The organism is Pseudomonas izuensis (assembly GCF_002356535.2).
GTDB lineage: Bacteria > Pseudomonadota > Gammaproteobacteria > Pseudomonadales > Pseudomonadaceae > Aquipseudomonas > Aquipseudomonas izuensis.
Genome location: NZ_AP017423.2, coordinates 469,076 through 486,555, shown reverse-complemented (window position 1 = coordinate 486,555; position 17,480 = coordinate 469,076). Strand labels below are relative to the sequence as shown.

The window sequence follows — 17,480 nt, the reverse complement described above, 5'->3', positions numbered from 1 at the left end:
AGTCATTCACGTCCCTCGAAAAATCTCACCACATGCCGGATCCGTTTTTTGTCGCCGACTGTAAGCCGGTTCCGTTGACGGTATTGCAGGTAAAAGCGCAGGCGCTGGGTGGCCGACAGTTGATACTTGGCGACCTTGTCCAGGCACGCCAGGTCCTTGGTGATGCGGTATTTGAGCCAGAAGCCGCGCCAAAAATCACCGTTGGGGCAGTCGATCAGGAACAGTTTGGCCTGATCGTCGATCAACAGGTTGCGCCACTTCAAATCGTTGTGGGTAAAGCGGTGGTCGTGCATGGTCCGGGTATAGCCGGCCAACTGACGGCTGACGGTGTCGACCCAGGCGCGGTCCGCCAGCTTCGGATCGTGACGTGCGGCCAGCACCGACAGGTCTACGGTATGTGGCAGTTCACGGGTGATCATTGCCCCGCGATCGTAGGCCGCGCCACGCCGCTCCAGGCCCCAGGCCACCACTTCGGCGGTAGGAATGCCCCATTTGGCGAAGCGCTTGAGATTCTGCCATTCCATTTTCACCCGAGGCTTGCCCAGGTAGCGACGCAGGCCCTTGCCCGCGCCAACGTAGCGTTTGACGTAGTAGTTCACGCCATTGCGCTGAACGCGGATAACCTCGGACAGCAGGTCGTGGGTCAGGCGTTCGCCCTGAAGCGCGAATACAGCATCAAGACTGCCGAAGTCTGCGGCCAGATCGCTGTAAGCAGGTTCCAGCTTCCAACCCGCCATCAGAGCGCATCCCCGTATCGCTGTTTGCGGTCGTAGAGTTTGCCGGCCTTGCCTTCCAGCCAATTCAACAGCTCGGCTTCTTCACCAAGAATCTGCCGTAGCGGTTGTTGGAAATAGCCTTTGAGGAAACGCAGTTTGTCACGGCGGGTCAAGCCGATATCCAGGGCCGAAAAATACAGCGCCGCCAGATCCTTGTTACGCCAGCGGCGGGTGATGGCCGGGCGGGTCTGGGCGCGGTGCAGATCGATCACCGAGAGTTTGAACTCGTCCGCGGTCACCGGCTTGTCGGTGTGCAGCAGAAAGTGGCAGATGTAGCAATCACGATGGTTGACCCCGGCGCGGTGCATCATGCCGGTCATGCGCGCCACTTCGGCGATCAGTGCGCGCTTGAGTCTTGGCTCGGGCGGCTGCCTGACCCAGTTGATGCTGAAATCTTCGAGGCTGACGGTCGGCGCCAGCTCCTCGGTGACGATGAAGGAATGCTGGTCCGCCGGGTTGCTGCCCTTTTCGCCATAAGCAACGGCGGTCATGGTCGGCACGCCGACCTCTTGCAGACGCTGGATGGCCGTCCACTCCTGGCCCGCGCCGAGTACCGGCAATTTGGCGGTGAGCAGGTTCTTGAAGATCTCGCCCCAACCGATGCCGCGGTGGATCTTCACGAAAAACCCGTTGCCGTTCACCTCGGTGCGCAGGGTGCGGCGAGCTTCAAGTTCGCGGTACACCTCACCCTGCAAGCCCTCGACTTCGGCGAACGGATCACGTCCGGCCCAGAGGCTCTTGAACGGTTCAGCCAGCATCAACTTCATTTAAGCGTGCTCCGCCAGAATCACATCGGCCGCGTGCTGCGGCATGCTATAGAGGTCGGCCGTCTCGGCGAAGGCCAGACCATTGCGGCTCCAGGCCGCCCGTGCTTGAGCGTCGTTCAACATGCCGGTCAGGTACTGTGTCAGTTGGGCCTGCTCGAATGGCTCGTCCAGTACCAGGCCAGCATCGGCCTCGGCAATGTAATGGGCATAGCCACAGACCGCACTCACCAGCACCGGCAACCCCGCCACCAGGGCTTCAAGCAGCACGGTGCCGGTGTTTTCGTTGTACGCCGGGTGGATCAACAGATCGGCCCCCAACAGGAAACGCGGGATATCGCTGCGACCCTTGAGGAACGTCACGTTATCGCCAAGCCCCAATGTGGCGCTCTGCATCTGGAATAACTTGGGGTCATCCTGGCCAATTACAAACAGCCGGGTGCGCTTCTTCAGGTCGGCGGGCAGTGCCGCCAATGCCTTGAGGCTGCGATCGACGCCCTTGGTCTTGAACCCGGAGCCGATCTGCACCAACAGCAACTCATCGTCCTTGAGATTGAATTCGGCACGGAACCCGGCACGGATCTCGTCCGCATCCGCGGGCCGGCGGCGGTCCTGGGCGATGCCCGGCGGCAGCAAATGGAAACGCTTGAGCGGCGTGTCGTAATGCTTGATGAACAGCGGCTGCTGCACTTCGGAAATCATCAACACTTCGGTCTTTGCATCTTTGGCGAACACCGCGCGCTCGTACTCGGCGAAGTGGCGGTAGCGACCCCAGCGACGGTACAACGAATTTCGCAGGTTCTGCGCCTTGTCTTCGAAGCACCCGTCGGCGGCGTAGTAGACATCCAGGCCGGGCATCTTGTTGAAGCCGATCAGACGGTCTACCGGGCGCCTGGCCAGGTCCGCCTCCATCCACGCGCTGAGTTTTTCGTTGCGACGATGGTTGAAGAACGCCTTGACCGGTGCCACCAGCACCTCAAACCCGGGCGGTACGTCACCTTCCCAGATCAGCGTGTAGACACGGATCTGGTGGCCGCGCTTCTGGCACTCGAGGGCAATGCGCATGAAGTCGCGCTGCAAGCCACCGAAGGGAAAATACTTGTACAGGACAAATGCCAATTGCATCAGCGCAGCTCCTCAGCCAGTAACAACGTGCTCAGTCTGCTGGCGACACGCTCGGGATTCAGACGCGTGAAGCACAGTGGCCACTCGCGTTTCAGGTCAAACAGACGGGCATCTTCGGCCGTCGGTTGATAGGTGCATTTCTTTTGCAGGCATGGCGCACAGGGGAAATCGCTCGCCAGGTGAATCTGCGACTTGCCGTAAGCACCGGTCAGGCCGGGGTTGGTCGGGCCGAACAGCGAGAGCGTCGGCACGTCCAGCGCCGCGGCCAGGTGACCGAGGCCGGTGTCCACCGCCACGCAGGCCTGCGCGCCGGCCAACACTTTGCCGACACCGGCCAGGTTCAGTTTGGGCAGCACTTCGACGTGCTTCATGTCCCTGGCGATGCGCTCGGCGCGGGCCTTCTCGATGGCGTTACCCCAGGGCAGCTTGACCCCGACCCCCAGATAACCAACGCGCTCGGCCAACTCGCGCCAGTAGGCTTCGGGCCAATGCTTGGTGTCCCAGGTGGTACCGTGCAGGAACAGCACGTATGGATTCTTGCGTGGCAATTCCACCAGGCGCTCGACGTTCAGGCCATAGTCGCCAAGGCCTTTGGGCAAGTCATAACCCAGGGCCACGGCAAACAGCTGACGCACCCGCTCCACCGCATGCTGCCCACGGGCCACGGCCAGGCGCCGGGAATAGAAGCGTGCGGCAATCGGTTCACGGGCGGAGTCTTTATCGAGCCCGGCGACAGGGGCTTTGACATAGCGGGTCAGCAACGCACTTTTCAGCAGGCCCTGGGCATCGATGACCAGATCGTATTTCGTGGCGCGAAGGCTTTGCTTGAAGCGCTTCCACTCACCGCTCTTGATGGTTTGCCAGATGTTCTTGCGCCAGCGACGGATCGCCACCGGAATCACCTTGCCCACCGCCGGGTGCCAAGTGGGGATTTCGGCGAAGCCTTCCTCCACCACCCAATCGAAGGTGATGCCGGGAATGGCCCGCGCCGCGTCGGTCAGCGCCGGCAACGCGTGAATCACGTCGCCCAGCGATGAAGTCTTGATCAACAGTACCCGCAAGCTATTTGACCTCGACCACAGTGCCCTGCAAACGCTGCAAGGCTTCGTTCACCGCTTGCGGCATCAGCTGGCGCAGGCAGTTGTAATGACCGAAACGGCACGTACGATCGAAGCACGGGCTGCATTCAATGCCCAGTCGCACGATCTCGACATGCTCGGCCAGTGGCGGCGTGAAGCCTGGCGATGTCGAACCGTAGATCGCCACCAACGGGCGGTTCAGCGCGGCGGCAACGTGCATCAGGCCGGAGTCGTTGGAGACCACCGAATCGGCGCAGGACATCAGATCGATCGCCTCGGCCAGCGAGGTACCGCCACTGAGATTCACCGACTCTTCACGCAAACCGGGAATAAGCCGCGAACGGATGTCTTCGCCCACCGCGTGATCATTTTTCGATCCGAACAGCCAGACCTGCCAGCCCTCGCGAATCTTCGCCTCGGCGACCTTGGCGTAGTGCTCGGACGGCCAGCGCTTGGACTCGCCGAACTCGGCGCCGGGGCATAGCGCCAACACCGGGCGATCCAGCGCCAGACCAAACTTGGCCAGTGCCGCTTCGCGTGTCACCGGGTCGATCCGCAGGCTCGGTCGCGGATAAGGTTTGGGCAGTTCCAGGCCAGGCTCGTAAGCCAGGGCCATGAAGCGCTCGATCATCAGCGGATAACGTTCTTTGTCCAGCGTGCGCACATCGTTGAGCAGGCCGTAACGGAACTCGCCACGCCAACCGGTGCGTTTCGGGATGGCGGCAAAAAACGGTACCAGCGCCGATTTCAGCGAGTTGGGCAACAGAATTGCCTGGTCGTACTGTCCGGCCAGGGATTTACCGATGCGCCGACGCGTAGCCAACTCCAGCACGCCGTGACCGAGCGGGAAGCTCAAGGCCTGGCGCACTTCGGGCATGCGCTCAAGAATCGGCCGGCTCCACTCGGGGGCCAGCACGTCGATTTCGCATTGCGGGTGGCGCTGCTTGAGACACTGAAACAGTGTCTGCGCCATCACCATGTCACCGACCCAACTGGGCCCAACGATCAGAATTTTCATGTGGTTTCCAAAAACGAACCGGGGAGGCCTACGCCTCCCCGCCTCGAGAATTCTACAAACACTGCAGATCTACTGTGGGAGCGAGCCTGCTCGCGATGGCGGCGTGACAGTCAACATAAATGTTGTATATGACGACCTCATCGCGAGCAGGCTCGCTCCCACATTGGGTATTGGGTGTTTCTAATATCCCGATTCAGCTTAGCCCCAGCTCGCGCCAGATCCGCATGACCTGTCGCCGTTCGTCTGCGAACTGGTCGCCGGTTATCACCCCGGGGTCCTTCTGCAAGGCCTGCCGGTGGGCGGCGGAGCGGTAGGCCTTATAGGCTTCACGCAACAGGCTGGCATCTTCGGCGGGCATCAGCCCTTCGTGTTCCAGCTCTTCCAGAATGCGGATATTGTCAGTCCAGCGCAGCAATGGCGGGTGTGTTTCGGACCACGCCAGGGCCGCGTATTGCACCATAAATTCGATATCGACGATACCTCCGGCGTCCTGCTTGAGATCGAAGGGCGCCGTGGCCTCGAAGGCATTTGCCCCGGTGCCGGCCGCGGTGCTCTTGCTGCCCAGGTTATCGCGCATCTTCGCCCGCATCTCGCTGACGTCCTGGCGCAAGGCCGGCAGGTCCCGCGCTTTGCCCAGGATCGCCGCGCGAACCTGCTCGAACGCCCGACCGACGTCCTCGCTGCCCACCAACACCCGTGCCCGTACCAGTGCCTGATGTTCCCAAGTCCAGGCTTCGTTCTCCTGATAACGGGCAAACGCCCCCAGCGAACTCACCAGCAACCCCGACGCACCGGACGGTCGCAGGCGCATGTCCACTTCATAGAGCTGACCGGAGTTGGTCTGGGCCGTGAGCAAGTGAATGATCCGCTGCCCGAGCCGGGTGAAGAATTGCGCGCCATCAATCGGTTTGGGCCCGTCAGTCTCCGCCTGCGGATCGCCGTCGTGGATGAACACCAGGTCCAGGTCCGAACCATGCCCCAATTCCAGACCGCCGACTTTCCCATAACCGACAATAATGAAACCGGGATCGCACAAGGTGCCGTCGGTGCGCAACGGCGTACCGTATTTGGCCACCGTCTGGCGCCAGGCCAGGGCCAGCACTTGTTCCAGAATCGCCTCGGCGAGCCAGGTCAGGTAATCACTGACTTTCATCAACGGCAGGCTGCCGGCGATTTCCGAGGCCGCCACCCGCAAGCGGTGCGCCAGCTTGAAATGGCGCAAGGCTTCCATTTGTTGTTCAAGGTCGTCTTCGGGAATTCGTGTCAGGCGCTCACGCAACTCGGCAGCCAGTTCCGGGGCCAGAGGCGGCTTGAACAGCCGGCCTTCGTTGAGCAATTCGTCGAGTAGCAGCGGGAAGCGGGTGATCTGCTCGGCGATCCAAGGACTCGCCGCGCACAAGGTCAGCAAGCGTCGCAGCGCGCCGGGGTTTTCAGTCAGCAGCACCAGATAAGCTGAACGGCGCGCCACGGCTTCCACCAGTGGCAACACCCGCTCCAGCACCAGATCCGGATTGGCATGCTCCACCGCCTGAGCGAGCAAGCGCGGAATAAAGGCATCGAGGCGTTCGCGCCCCAGACGCTGCATCGCACGCAACTGCGGACTGCTACGCAGACTGGCCAGTGCTTTCAGCGCTTTGGGGGCGTCGGCGAAACCGCCCTCCTGCAACTGACGGCAGGCCGCCTCTTCATCCTGGGCCTCCTCCCACAATGGCAGCCACTCGCCACCGACCACCACTTCGCTTTCGACGCCCTGCTCCTCGTCGGGATCGGCGATCACCTGACCGAAGTGCCAGGCAACACGGCCGCGCCAAAACATCAGTTGTGCATGGAAGGCCGGCCAATCGGCGAAGCCCAGCATAAAGGCAATGCGCGCCTGATCCTGAGCGCCGTCCGGGAGCATCTGGGTCTGGCGGTCGGCAATCGCCTGGATCGCGTGTTCGGTGTAACGCAGGAATTCATAACCTTCGCGCAATTCGCTGATCACCGCCGGCGGCAGATAACCCTGACCTTCCAGCGTACTCAATACCTTCAGCAGTGGACGTTGTTGCAGGCTCAGGTCACGACCGCCGTGAATCAGCTGGAAAGCCTGGGCGATAAATTCCACTTCGCGGATGCCGCCGGAGCCGAGCTTGATGTTGTCGGCCATGCCCTTGCGCCGCACTTCCTGCTGGATCAGCTGCTTCATGGTGCGCAGCGCTTCGATCGCGGAGAAATCCAGATAACGCCGGTAAACGAACGGCCGCAGCATGTCTTGCAGTTGCGCGCCGGCCACCTGGTCGCCGGCCACCACCCGCGATTTGATCATCGCGTAGCGTTCCCAGTCGCGGCCCTGATCCTGGTAATACTGCTCCAGCGCGTTGAAACTCAGGACCAGCGCACCCGACGATCCATAGGGTCGCAGGCGCATGTCCACACGGAATACGAAACCGTCGACGGTCATCGGGTCCAGGGCCTTGATCAGGCGCTGGCCGAGGCGGATGAAAAATTCCTGGTTATCCAGCGGACGTTTCACACCGACGGTTTCGCCGCCCTCCGGGTAGGCGAAAATCAGGTCGATATCCGACGACAGATTGAGCTCCACCGCGCCCAGCTTGCCCATGCCAAGGACGACCATTTGTTGTGGTTCGCCGCTGCGCCGCCCCGTGGGTACGCCGAACTGCTGGCAATGCCGCGAGTACAGCCATTGATAGGCTTGATCGATGCTGGCATCGGCCATGTCCGACAGGTCACGGCAGGTCTGGACCAGATCGGCCTGGCGGGTCAGGTCGCGCCAGATAATGCGCACTTGATGACGCGCGCGCTGGCGGCGCAAGGCGCGACCCAGTCCGTCATCGGTTTCGGCCGCGCTCGCCGCCGCGGCAATCTGTGCGCACAGCTCGCCCGGGGCAAAAACGCGGTCCAGTTCACCGGATCGCACCAGGTCGAGCAACATCAAAGGGTCACGAACACTCTGTTCAATCACGAAATCGCTGGCGGCGGTCACGCGGGCAAATTGTGCCCAGCGCTCAGCCGTCCAGGCAGACAAGCCATGGTCGTCATCCAAAGCAGCAACGGCGGCACGGAACGACTGCTCGGCACGGGTGACAAACGGCAGCAGAATGGCGGGCAGTTCGGCAAGCGAAGGAAGGCTCATGGTCTATCCTTGATCGGCGTGTATTGGCCCGAATGTAGTGAATTGTAGGAATGCACTACCTGGAGGAGTGTCGAACAAAAGTTAGAAATAGCTGAAATTTCTTCATTTTTGGCAGCCAGCATCAAACTTTCACCTTTTCGGATTGGTAAAAGACCAACCTTAACGATTATTCTCACAACGCAGCCGGGGGCCACAAGCCGCTCATCTGTAGTTTTACTACTCGTATATACATTAGTAAGGCTGAAATGCCGGAAGATTTGTAGTAAAACTACACACCGCCGGAACAACCTATCGGCAATCCAAGAATTCATAACGTCTGCCCACAAGGCCAGTCGCTAACTCAGGCAACCGATTCTGGTAGCCTTTCCGCCCTGGAGCAAGCCATGCAAGACCTCGATCCCGTCGAAACCCAGGAATGGCTGGACGCCCTGGAATCGGTTCTCGACAAAGAAGGCGAAGACCGTGCTCACTATCTGATGACCCGTATGGGCGAACTCGCGACCCGCAGCGGCTCGCAATTGCCTTACGCCATCACCACGCCTTACCGCAACACCATCCCGGTTACCCACGAAGCACGCATGCCTGGCGATCTGTTCATGGAACGCCGCATTCGCTCGCTGGTACGCTGGAACGCGATGGCCATGGTAATGCGTACGAACCTGAAAGATTCTGACCTGGGTGGTCACATCTCCAGCTTCGCCTCCAGTGCGACCCTGTATGACATCGGCTTCAACTACTTCTTCCAGGCCCCGACCGACGAACACGGCGGCGACCTGATCTACTTCCAGGGCCACACCTCGCCAGGCGTCTACGCCCGTGCATTCATGGAAGGCCGCATCACCGAAGACCAGATGAACAACTTCCGCCAGGAAGTGGACGGTCAGGGCCTGTCGTCCTACCCGCACCCTTGGCTGATGCCTGATTTCTGGCAGTTCCCGACCGTATCCATGGGTCTGGGTCCGATCCAGGCGATCTACCAGGCACGCTTCATGAAGTACCTGGAAGCCCGCGGCTTCATTCCGGAAGGCAAGCAGAAAGTCTGGTGCTTCCTGGGCGACGGCGAGTGCGACGAGCCGGAATCCCTGGGCGCGATCTCGCTGGCTGGCCGCGAGAAGCTCGACAACCTGATCTTCGTCATCAACTGCAACCTGCAGCGCCTCGATGGCCCGGTTCGCGGCAACGGCAAGATCATCCAGGAACTCGAAGGTGTGTTCCGCGGTGCTCACTGGAACGTGACCAAAGTCATCTGGGGCCGTTTCTGGGACCCACTGCTGGCCAAGGACGTCGACGGCATCCTGCAACGCCGGATGGACGAAGTCATCGACGGCGAATACCAGAACTACAAAGCCAAAGACGGCGCGTTCGTGCGTGAACACTTCTTCAACTCGCCAGAACTCAAGGCGATGGTTGCAGACCTGTCCGACGACGAGATCTGGAAGCTCAACCGTGGCGGCCACGACCCGTACAAGGTCTACGCGGCGTACCACGAAGCGGTCAACCACAAAGAACAACCTACCGTCATCCTGGCCAAGACCATCAAGGGTTATGGCACCGGTGCCGGCGAAGCGAAAAACACCGCGCACAACACCAAGAAGGTTGATGTTGAAAGCCTGAAGCTGTTCCGCGATCGTTTCGACATCCCGGTCAAGGATTCCGAGCTGGAAAACCTGCCGTTCTTCAAGCCGGAACCGAACAGCGCCGAAGCCCGCTACCTGAGCGAGCGCCGCACTGCACTGGGCGGTTTCGTGCCACAGCGTCGCGCACAGAGCTTCAGCGTACCGACCCCATCGCTGGACACGCTCAAGGCGATCCTCGACGGTTCCGGCGACCGTGAAATCTCCACCACCATGGCGTTCGTGCGGATCCTCGCGCAACTGGTCAAGGACAAGGAAATCGGTCCGCGCATCGTCCCGATCATTCCGGACGAAGCCCGTACCTTCGGTATGGAAGGCATGTTCCGTCAGTTGGGCATCTACTCGTCCGTCGGCCAGCTCTACGAGCCAGTCGATAAAGACCAGGTGATGTTCTACAAGGAAGACAAGAAAGGCCAGATCCTCGAAGAAGGCATCAACGAAGCGGGCGCCATGAGCTCCTTCATCGCTGCCGGTACTTCGTACTCCAGCCACAACCAGCCGATGCTGCCGTTCTACATCTTCTACTCGATGTTCGGCTTCCAGCGTATCGGCGACCTGGCCTGGGCCGCTGGCGACAGCCGTACCCGTGGCTTCCTGATCGGCGGCACCGCCGGCCGTACCACCCTGAACGGTGAAGGCCTGCAACACGAAGACGGTCACAGCCACCTGCTGGCTGCCACCATCCCGAACTGCCGCACCTACGATCCAACCTACGGCTACGAGCTGGCGGTGATCATTCAGGACGGCATGAAGAAGATGACCGAAGAGCAACAGGACGTCTTCTACTACATCACAGTGATGAACGAGTCCTACCAGCAGCCAGCCATGCCGGCCGGTGCCGAAGAAGGCATCAAGAAAGGCATGTACCTGCTCGAAGAAGACACCCGCGAAGCGGCGCACCATGTTCAACTGATGGGCTCCGGCACCATCCTGCGTGAAGTCCGCGAAGCGGCGAAGATCCTGCGTGAAGAGTTCAACGTCGGCGCCGACGTGTGGAGCGTTACCAGCTTCAACGAACTGCGTCGCGACGGCCTGGCCGTTGAGCGCGCCAACCGTCTGCACCCTGGCCAGAAGCCTAAGCTGAGCTACGTTGAAGAGTGCCTGAACGGCCGCAAGGGTCCGGTCATCGCCTCTACCGACTACATGAAACTGTTCGCCGAGCAGATCCGTCAGTGGGTACCGTCCAAGGAATTCAAAGTCCTGGGCACCGACGGTTTCGGTCGCAGCGACACCCGCAAGAAACTGCGTCATTTCTTCGAAGTCGACCGTCATTTCGTGGTGTTGGCAGCCCTGGAAGCACTGGCTGACCGTGGTGACATCGAACCCAAGGTGGTCTCTGAAGCCATCGCCAAGTTCGGTATCAACCCGGAAAAACGCAACCCACTGGACTGCTGAGGAGAGATTCTGTGAGCGAACTCATTCGCGTACCTGACATCGGCAGCGGTGAAGGTGAAGTAATTGAACTGTTTGTGAAGGTCGGCGACCGCATCGAAGCCGACCAGAGCATCCTGACACTGGAATCGGACAAGGCGAGCATGGAAGTGCCTGCGCCCAAGGCCGGTATCATCAAGAGCCTGAAAGTGAAGCTGGGCGATCGCCTGAAAGAAGGCGATGAACTGCTGGAACTGGAAGTCGAAGGTGCTGCCGCTGCGGCCCCTGCGGCTGCCGCTGCGCCAGCCGCCAAGGCAGAGGCCAAACCGGCTGCTGCTCCAGCGCCGGCCGCCCCTGCTGCTGCGCCCGCTGCCGCTTCGGTTCAGCAAGTACACGTGCCGGACATCGGCTCGTCGGGCAAGGCCCAGATCATCGAGATCCAGGTCAAGGTTGGCGACAAAGTCGAGGCTGATCAGTCGCTGATCACCCTGGAATCCGACAAGGCGAGCATGGAAATCCCGTCGCCTGCCGCTGGCGTGGTCAAGGCCATCAGCGTCAAGCTCAACGACGAAGTCGGCACCGGCGACCTGATCCTGGACCTGGAAGTGGCGGGCGCTGCTGCGCCAGCTGCGGCTCCGGCCCAGGCTGCTGCTCCAGCTGCCGCCGCACCTGCTCCTGCTCCTGCTCCGGCAGCCCCAGTGGCTGACAGCGTTCAAGACATCCACGTTCCGGATATCGGTTCGGCGGGCAAGGCCAAGATCATCGAAGTCCTGGTCAAGGCCGGCGATACCGTTGAAGCCGACCAGTCGCTGATCACCCTGGAATCCGACAAGGCGAGCATGGAAATCCCGTCGCCTGCCGCCGGCGTGGTGGAAAGCGTTTCCGTCAAGCTGGACGACGAAGTCGGTACCGGCGACCTGATCCTGAAACTGAAAGTCAAAGGCGCGGCCCCGGCTGCTGCTCCGGCACCTGCCGCTGCTGCTCCGAGCGCTCCTGCTGCTGCAGCGCCTGCTGCCGCACCGGCTCCGGCTGCACCTGTTGCCGCCCCGACTGCTGCTCCTGCCAAGCCAGGCGCCAAGGTTCACGCAGGCCCGGCTGTACGCCAATTGGCCCGTGAGTTCGGCGTCGAGCTGAGCGCCGTTGGCGCCAGCGGTCCGCACGGTCGCATCCTGAAGGAAGACGTGCAGGTTTACGTCAAAGCCATGATGCAGAAGGCCAAGGAAGCGCCAGCCGCTGCTGCCGGCGCAACCGGTGGCGCGGGCATCCCGCCGATCCCGGTCGTGGACTTCAGCCGCTTCGGTGAAATCGAAGAAGTGCCGATGACCCGCCTGATGCAGGTCGGCGCTGCCAACCTGCACCGCAGCTGGCTGAATGTGCCGCACGTAACGCAATTCGACTCGGCGGATATCACCGAGCTGGAAGCGTTCCGTAACGCCCAGAAAGCCGTTGCAGAGAAGGCCGGCGTCAAGCTGACCATCCTGCCGTTGCTGCTCAAGTCGTGCGCGCACCTGCTCAAGGAACTGCCGGACTTCAACAGCTCGCTGGCTCCAAGCGGCAAGGCGATCATCCGCAAGAAGTACGTGAACATCGGCTTCGCCGTCGACACCCCGGATGGCCTGCTGGTACCGGTCATCAAGAACGTCGACCAGAAGAGCCTGTTGCAACTGGCCGCCGAGGCCGCTTCCCTGGCTGAAAAGGCCCGGACCAAGAAGCTCTCGTCGGACGAGATGCAAGGCGCCTGCTTCACCATTTCCAGCCTCGGCCACATTGGCGGCACCGGCTTCACGCCGATCGTCAACGCGCCGGAAGTGGCGATCCTCGGTGTTTCCAAGGCAACCATCCAGCCAGTCTGGGACGGTAAAGCCTTCCAGCCGAAACTGATGCTGCCCCTGTCGTTGTCCTACGATCACCGTGTGATCAACGGCGCCGCTGCTGCACGCTTCACCAAGCGCCTGAGCGACCTGCTGGCGGACATTCGCACCATCCTGCTGTAATCCCGACCGGCCCTCCCTCTCCCGGAGGGCCTGTTGCGTTTCACGTTTTCCGAGCGCCACGCTCGTACCTCAACCCCGCCAGTTTGGCGGGGCTTTTTTTGCCTGACGTTTCCCCAAAAGAATCCCTTCCTACACTTGTGGCTGATATCGCCCACAACTCATGTCCATTACGTCTCGATATTTTTTCGGACTCGGTAACTAGCCTTGGTTTAAGTCTGCGCAAAAACAGGCAATCACCTGCTTGCTCAGCTTCAACTAAATAGCGAATGGACTCGACTATGTTAAAACCAACTATTGGCCCTATTATCGGCCACACAACCACGCATCAGGCCCGTATCTTTTTACGCGGAAAAACGCAAAGGGATACGTTGGCATTTGCCGGCGTTCGCTTTCGGCGGTTCGGTGAAGAACACTGGAATAAAGGCGTTTTTACGCAACTGACCGACTCACGCGACATGTCCGGCGTCATCCTCCTCAATGACCTTGCCGCCGACACCCAATACGAATACCAGGCCGGCTGGTTCAGTCCGATGAACCCGATGCACACCGTGGAAACCGTTCAGGAACTGCCACTGCAATGGCCACGGGACATCTACCGCCTGCACACGCAGTCGAGTAAATCCATGCCTCGGGCCTATATCGTCGGTTCCTGCCGCTACCTGCGCATGACCGGCGGCGCACCCTCGAACCCGCACTGGGGCGACCGGATCTTCGCCTCGATCAACCACCTGGCGCAGCATGCGACACCGCCGATCAGCGCCATGCTGATGAGCGGCGATCAGGTTTATGTCGATGACTTGAACTTCATCGCTCCCGATCGGGAGTATCAGGAGATACTCGCCAAATACCGCGCCGCTTTCTCCCAACCGCATATCCGTCAGTTAATGTCCGGCATGCCTACTTATATGATCCTCGACGACCATGAAATCGAAGACAACTGGCCCGCCAATAAAAGCACCAATGATGAGCATTTATACAAGAACGCCATGACGGCCTATGAGTTGTATCAGGCCAGCCACAGCCCGGCTCATGAGTTGAATATTCATGGGCAACTCAATCAGCAGCTGAATCACTATTGGTATCAGTTTACCAACGGCGATATCGAGTGGTTTGTCACCGACAGCCGCACCCGGCGCAGTCTCGCGGCCAGCGACCGGCGCATTCTTGATATTGAACAGGAACAGGCGTTGTGCGACTGGCTCATCCATAGCCCGGCACGGGTCAAATTCGTGGTCACCAGCGTCATGTTCTACCCTGACCGCAAACGCCTGGGCGATGACGCCTGGAAAGCCTTTCCCGAACAACGACTGCGGCTGCTGGAGACCATTCGCATTCACAAGATCAAGAACGTCATCTTCGTTTCCGGCGATGTCCACGGCTCCTTGACCAGCCGCCTGACTCACAGCGAGGACCCGGACGTCGAAGTCCATACCATCGTCTCCTCCCCCCTGTGCAACAGCAAACTGCTGCCCTATGCCAAAGACTCCACCTTTATCCTTGACCAGCCTCTGGCTCGAACCGCCGCTGGCGATTATCGACATGAACTCACCGGTAAAGTGATCAGCCAGGACAACTTCGCGCATCTGATTGTGGATACGGAGCAGATTCGTGTGCGCTATCACGATCGGGATGGGAACCTGTTGCAATCGACACGGATTGAATTGCGAACCGGGGCTGAATTCCGTCAATAGCATGACTTTTTGCTATTAACTGGAGAAATCTTCGCGGCTGCCGACATATTCTTATAGCACTTGGCCTTCATGTCTCTTGTCAGTCGGTGTCGCAATGATGCAACCTTGCCGCAGGCAACAGTAAAGAGGGCGAGAGCCCGGCGCGTTCAGCAAATACGAAGCGAGTTTCCCTCCCTATGAAAAGCCAACCCGATGCCGCCAGCCGTATGGTGGCCGAGGTAGTGACGCAGTTGCCTGTGCCCTCGCGGCTCGGCATGCTGCGTTTCGAACGGCTGAATGAACCAAGCTGGGCGCTGCTGTTTCTCGATCCAAATTGCGAACGTCAATTCGGCTTGCCGGCCGTGGAGCTGTGCGCTCTGGTCGGCTCGCCCTACGCCAGCCTGATGGAGCCGGAGGCGCGTTATCAACTGCATGATGCGATCCAGCAACAACTGAGCGAAGGCTCGCATTACCTGATCCGCTACAGGCTGCACACCGCCACAGGCTCGCTGAACCTGCTGGAGTTGGGCGAAGCCTACAAACAACACAATCGACACCTGTTGCGCGGTTACCTGCTGGTCATCGACGGCCTGTTCGAAGATGACCCCCTGCTGCCGGCACTGGACCTGGAAACCCAGAACTCGCGCCTGCAAATCGCCCTGGAGCTCAACCAGCGCGCCCAGCAGGAACAACTGCAGCACCTGGACCGGGTGCGCGCGCAGCAGGACCTGATTCTGCTGCTGACCCGCCAGCGCTACAGCAGCAACAACTCCCTGCAAGAAGCCGCCGAACTGATCACCCGCAGTGCCTGCGAGATCTACGAGATCGACTGCGCAAGCCTGTGGCACCTGGAAGGCTCGATGCTGGCACCGATTTCGGCCTTTCACCGCGCCAACCAGGAATACCTGTTGCCGCAGTCGATCGACGTCAGCAACTTTCCCGACTACCTCGACGCCCTGCACACGGGCCGCGCCATTGATGCCCACAACGCCATGCGCGACCCGCGCACCCGGGATATGGCCGAAAGCCTGCGCCCGCGTGATGTCAACGCGATGCTCGACGCCAGCATCCGCGTCGACGGTCAGGTGGTGGGTGTGCTGTGCCTTGAGCAGACCGGCGCCACCCGCGCCTGGCAGTCGGATGAAATCGCCTTCGCCGGCGAGCTGGCGGACCAGTTCGCCCAAGTCATCAGCAACCATAACCGGCGCACCGCCACCAGCGCCCTGCACCTGTTCCAGCGAGCGGTCGAGCAAAGCGCCAACGCCTTTCTGCTAGTCAATTGCGACGGTGTGGTGGAGTACGTCAACCCGAGCTTCACCGCGATCACCCAATACAGCACCGAAGAAGTCCACGGCCAGCGCCTGGCGGAACTGCCGGCACTGGAAAACCTCAGCGAACTGTTGTTCGACGCGCCTTCCGCGCTGGCCAAAAGCAACAGCTGGCAGGGCGAGTTCAAGAGCCGCCGCAAAAACCTCGAACCCTACTGGGGCCAATTGTCGATCTCCAAGGTCTATGGCGACAACCGCGAACTGACCCATTACATCGGCATCTACGAGGACATCACCCAGACCAAGCTCGCCCAGCAGCGCATCGAGCGACTGGCCTACACCGATAACCTGACCAACCTCGGCAACCGCCCGGCCTTCATCCGCAACCTCGATGAACGCTTCGCCCGAGACAGCGATACCCCCATCAGCCTGCTGCTGGTGGACATCGACAACTTCAAGCGAATCAACGACAGCCTGGGCCACCAGACCGGCGACAAACTGCTGATCAGCCTGGCCCGGCGCCTTCGCAACAGCCTGAGCCCCAGCGGCAGCCTGGCGCGGTTCGCCAGTAACGAATTCGCAGTACTGCTGGACAACACTGACCTGCACACCGGCCAACAGATCGCCAGCCAGCTGCTGACCACCCTCGACAAACCGATGTTCGTCGATAACCAGTTGATCAGCGTGACCGGTTCCGTGGGCCTGGCTTGCGCCCCCCTGCACGGCCGTGACCCGCAAACCCTGATGCGCAACGCCGGGTTGGCGCTGCACAAGGCCAAGGCCAACGGTAAACATCAGGTGCAGGTATTCACCGAAGCACTGAACGCCGAGGCCAGTTACAAACTGTTCGTCGAGAACAACCTGCGCCGTGCCCTGACCCAGAACGAACTGGACGTGTTCTATCAACCCAAGCTATGCCTGCGCAGCGGTCGCCTGCTGGGCATGGAAGCATTGTTGCGCTGGGATCACCCGGAAAAAGGCATGATCCGCCCCGACCAGTTCATCAGCGTCGCGGAGGAAACCGGCCTGATCATTCCGATCGGCAAGTGGATCGCCCGCCAGGCCTGCCGCATGAGCAAAGAGCTGACCGCCGCCGGGCTGGGCAATCTTCAGGTGGCGATCAACCTGTCACCCAAACAGTTTTCCGATCCGGACCTGGTGGCGTCCATCGCCAACATCCTCAAGGAAGAAGCGCTGCCGGCGAACCTGCTGGAGCTTGAGCTGACGGAGGGCCTGCTACTGGAAGCCACCGAAGACACCCACCTGCAACTCGACCAGCTCAAACGCCTGGGCCTGACACTGGCCATGGACGATTTCGGCACCGGTTACTCGTCGCTCAGTTACTTGAAAAAATTCCCCATCGACATCATTAAGATCGATCGAAGCTTTATCCACGAAATCCCGGACAACCAGGACGACATGGAGATCACCTCCGCCGTGATCGCCATGGCCCACAACCTGAAACTCAAGGTCGTGGCTGAAGGCATCGAGACTGCCGAGCAGTTGTCTTTCCTGCGTCGCCATCGCTGCGACGTGGGTCAAGGCTATCTGTTCGATCGACCGATCCCGGGCTCCGAGCTGATCGAGAAGCTCAAACGCTACCCGCGCGGCCCGATCGCCTGACAGCGACTCAACACTCAGGCAAACT

At 60.5% G+C, this 17,480-nt stretch carries 10 protein-coding genes; 4 read left to right on the top strand and 6 right to left on the bottom strand.

What is annotated here, in order from left to right; genetic code table 11:
* Nucleotides 1-2 precede the first annotated feature (2 nt).
* From LAB08_RS02140 to glnE, 6 genes are all read right to left on the bottom strand, one after another.
* Nucleotides 3-737 (bottom strand): lipopolysaccharide kinase InaA family protein, encoded by a 735-nt coding sequence (locus LAB08_RS02140; RefSeq protein ID WP_096513743.1) that lies wholly within the window; start codon nucleotides 735-737, stop codon nucleotides 3-5.
* Nucleotides 737-1,543, bottom strand: a complete 807-nt coding sequence (gene rfaP, locus LAB08_RS02135; RefSeq protein WP_096513744.1) for a lipopolysaccharide core heptose(I) kinase RfaP — start codon at nucleotides 1,541-1,543, stop codon at nucleotides 737-739. The genes LAB08_RS02140 and rfaP overlap by 1 nt, the downstream gene beginning before the upstream one ends.
* Nucleotides 1,544-2,665: a glycosyltransferase family 4 protein gene (locus LAB08_RS02130; protein WP_096513745.1), complete on the bottom strand. Its 1,122-nt coding sequence runs from the start codon at nucleotides 2,663-2,665 to the stop codon at nucleotides 1,544-1,546.
* Nucleotides 2,665-3,726, bottom strand: coding sequence for a lipopolysaccharide heptosyltransferase I (gene waaC / locus LAB08_RS02125; RefSeq protein WP_096513746.1), 1,062 nt, complete (start codon nucleotides 3,724-3,726; stop codon nucleotides 2,665-2,667). Before waaC ends, LAB08_RS02130 begins: the two co-directional genes overlap by 1 nt.
* A 1-nt stretch (nucleotide 3,727) precedes the next feature.
* Entirely contained in the window at nucleotides 3,728-4,762 is a 1,035-nt protein-coding gene (gene waaF / locus LAB08_RS02120; RefSeq protein WP_096513747.1) for a lipopolysaccharide heptosyltransferase II, read from the bottom strand.
* Nucleotides 4,763-4,955: 193 nt separating this feature from the next.
* A complete protein-coding gene (gene glnE, locus LAB08_RS02115) occupies nucleotides 4,956-7,895 on the bottom strand; it encodes a bifunctional [glutamate--ammonia ligase]-adenylyl-L-tyrosine phosphorylase/[glutamate--ammonia-ligase] adenylyltransferase (RefSeq protein WP_096513748.1) in 2,940 nt (979 codons plus the stop codon).
* A gap of 383 nt (nucleotides 7,896-8,278) precedes the next feature.
* On the opposite strand from glnE, the gene aceE reads away from it, so the two are divergent.
* The 4 genes from aceE (at nucleotide 8,279) to LAB08_RS02095 (ending at nucleotide 17,455) form a co-directional block, all read left to right on the top strand.
* On the top strand, nucleotides 8,279-10,924 hold the full coding sequence (gene aceE / locus LAB08_RS02110) for a pyruvate dehydrogenase (acetyl-transferring), homodimeric type (RefSeq protein WP_096513749.1): 2,646 nt from the start codon (nucleotides 8,279-8,281) through the stop codon (nucleotides 10,922-10,924).
* Between the two features lie 11 nt (nucleotides 10,925-10,935).
* Nucleotides 10,936-12,894: a dihydrolipoyllysine-residue acetyltransferase gene (gene aceF, locus LAB08_RS02105; protein WP_096513750.1), complete on the top strand. Its 1,959-nt coding sequence runs from the start codon at nucleotides 10,936-10,938 to the stop codon at nucleotides 12,892-12,894.
* 278 nt (nucleotides 12,895-13,172) lie between these two features.
* Complete coding sequence (locus LAB08_RS02100) at nucleotides 13,173-14,585, top strand: alkaline phosphatase D family protein (protein ID WP_096513751.1); 1,413 nt, start codon at nucleotides 13,173-13,175, stop codon at nucleotides 14,583-14,585.
* A 176-nt stretch (nucleotides 14,586-14,761) separates the two neighbouring features.
* On the top strand, nucleotides 14,762-17,455 hold the full coding sequence (locus tag LAB08_RS02095; RefSeq protein ID WP_096513752.1) for a sensor domain-containing phosphodiesterase: 2,694 nt from the start codon (nucleotides 14,762-14,764) through the stop codon (nucleotides 17,453-17,455).
* Nucleotides 17,456-17,480 lie beyond the last annotated feature (25 nt).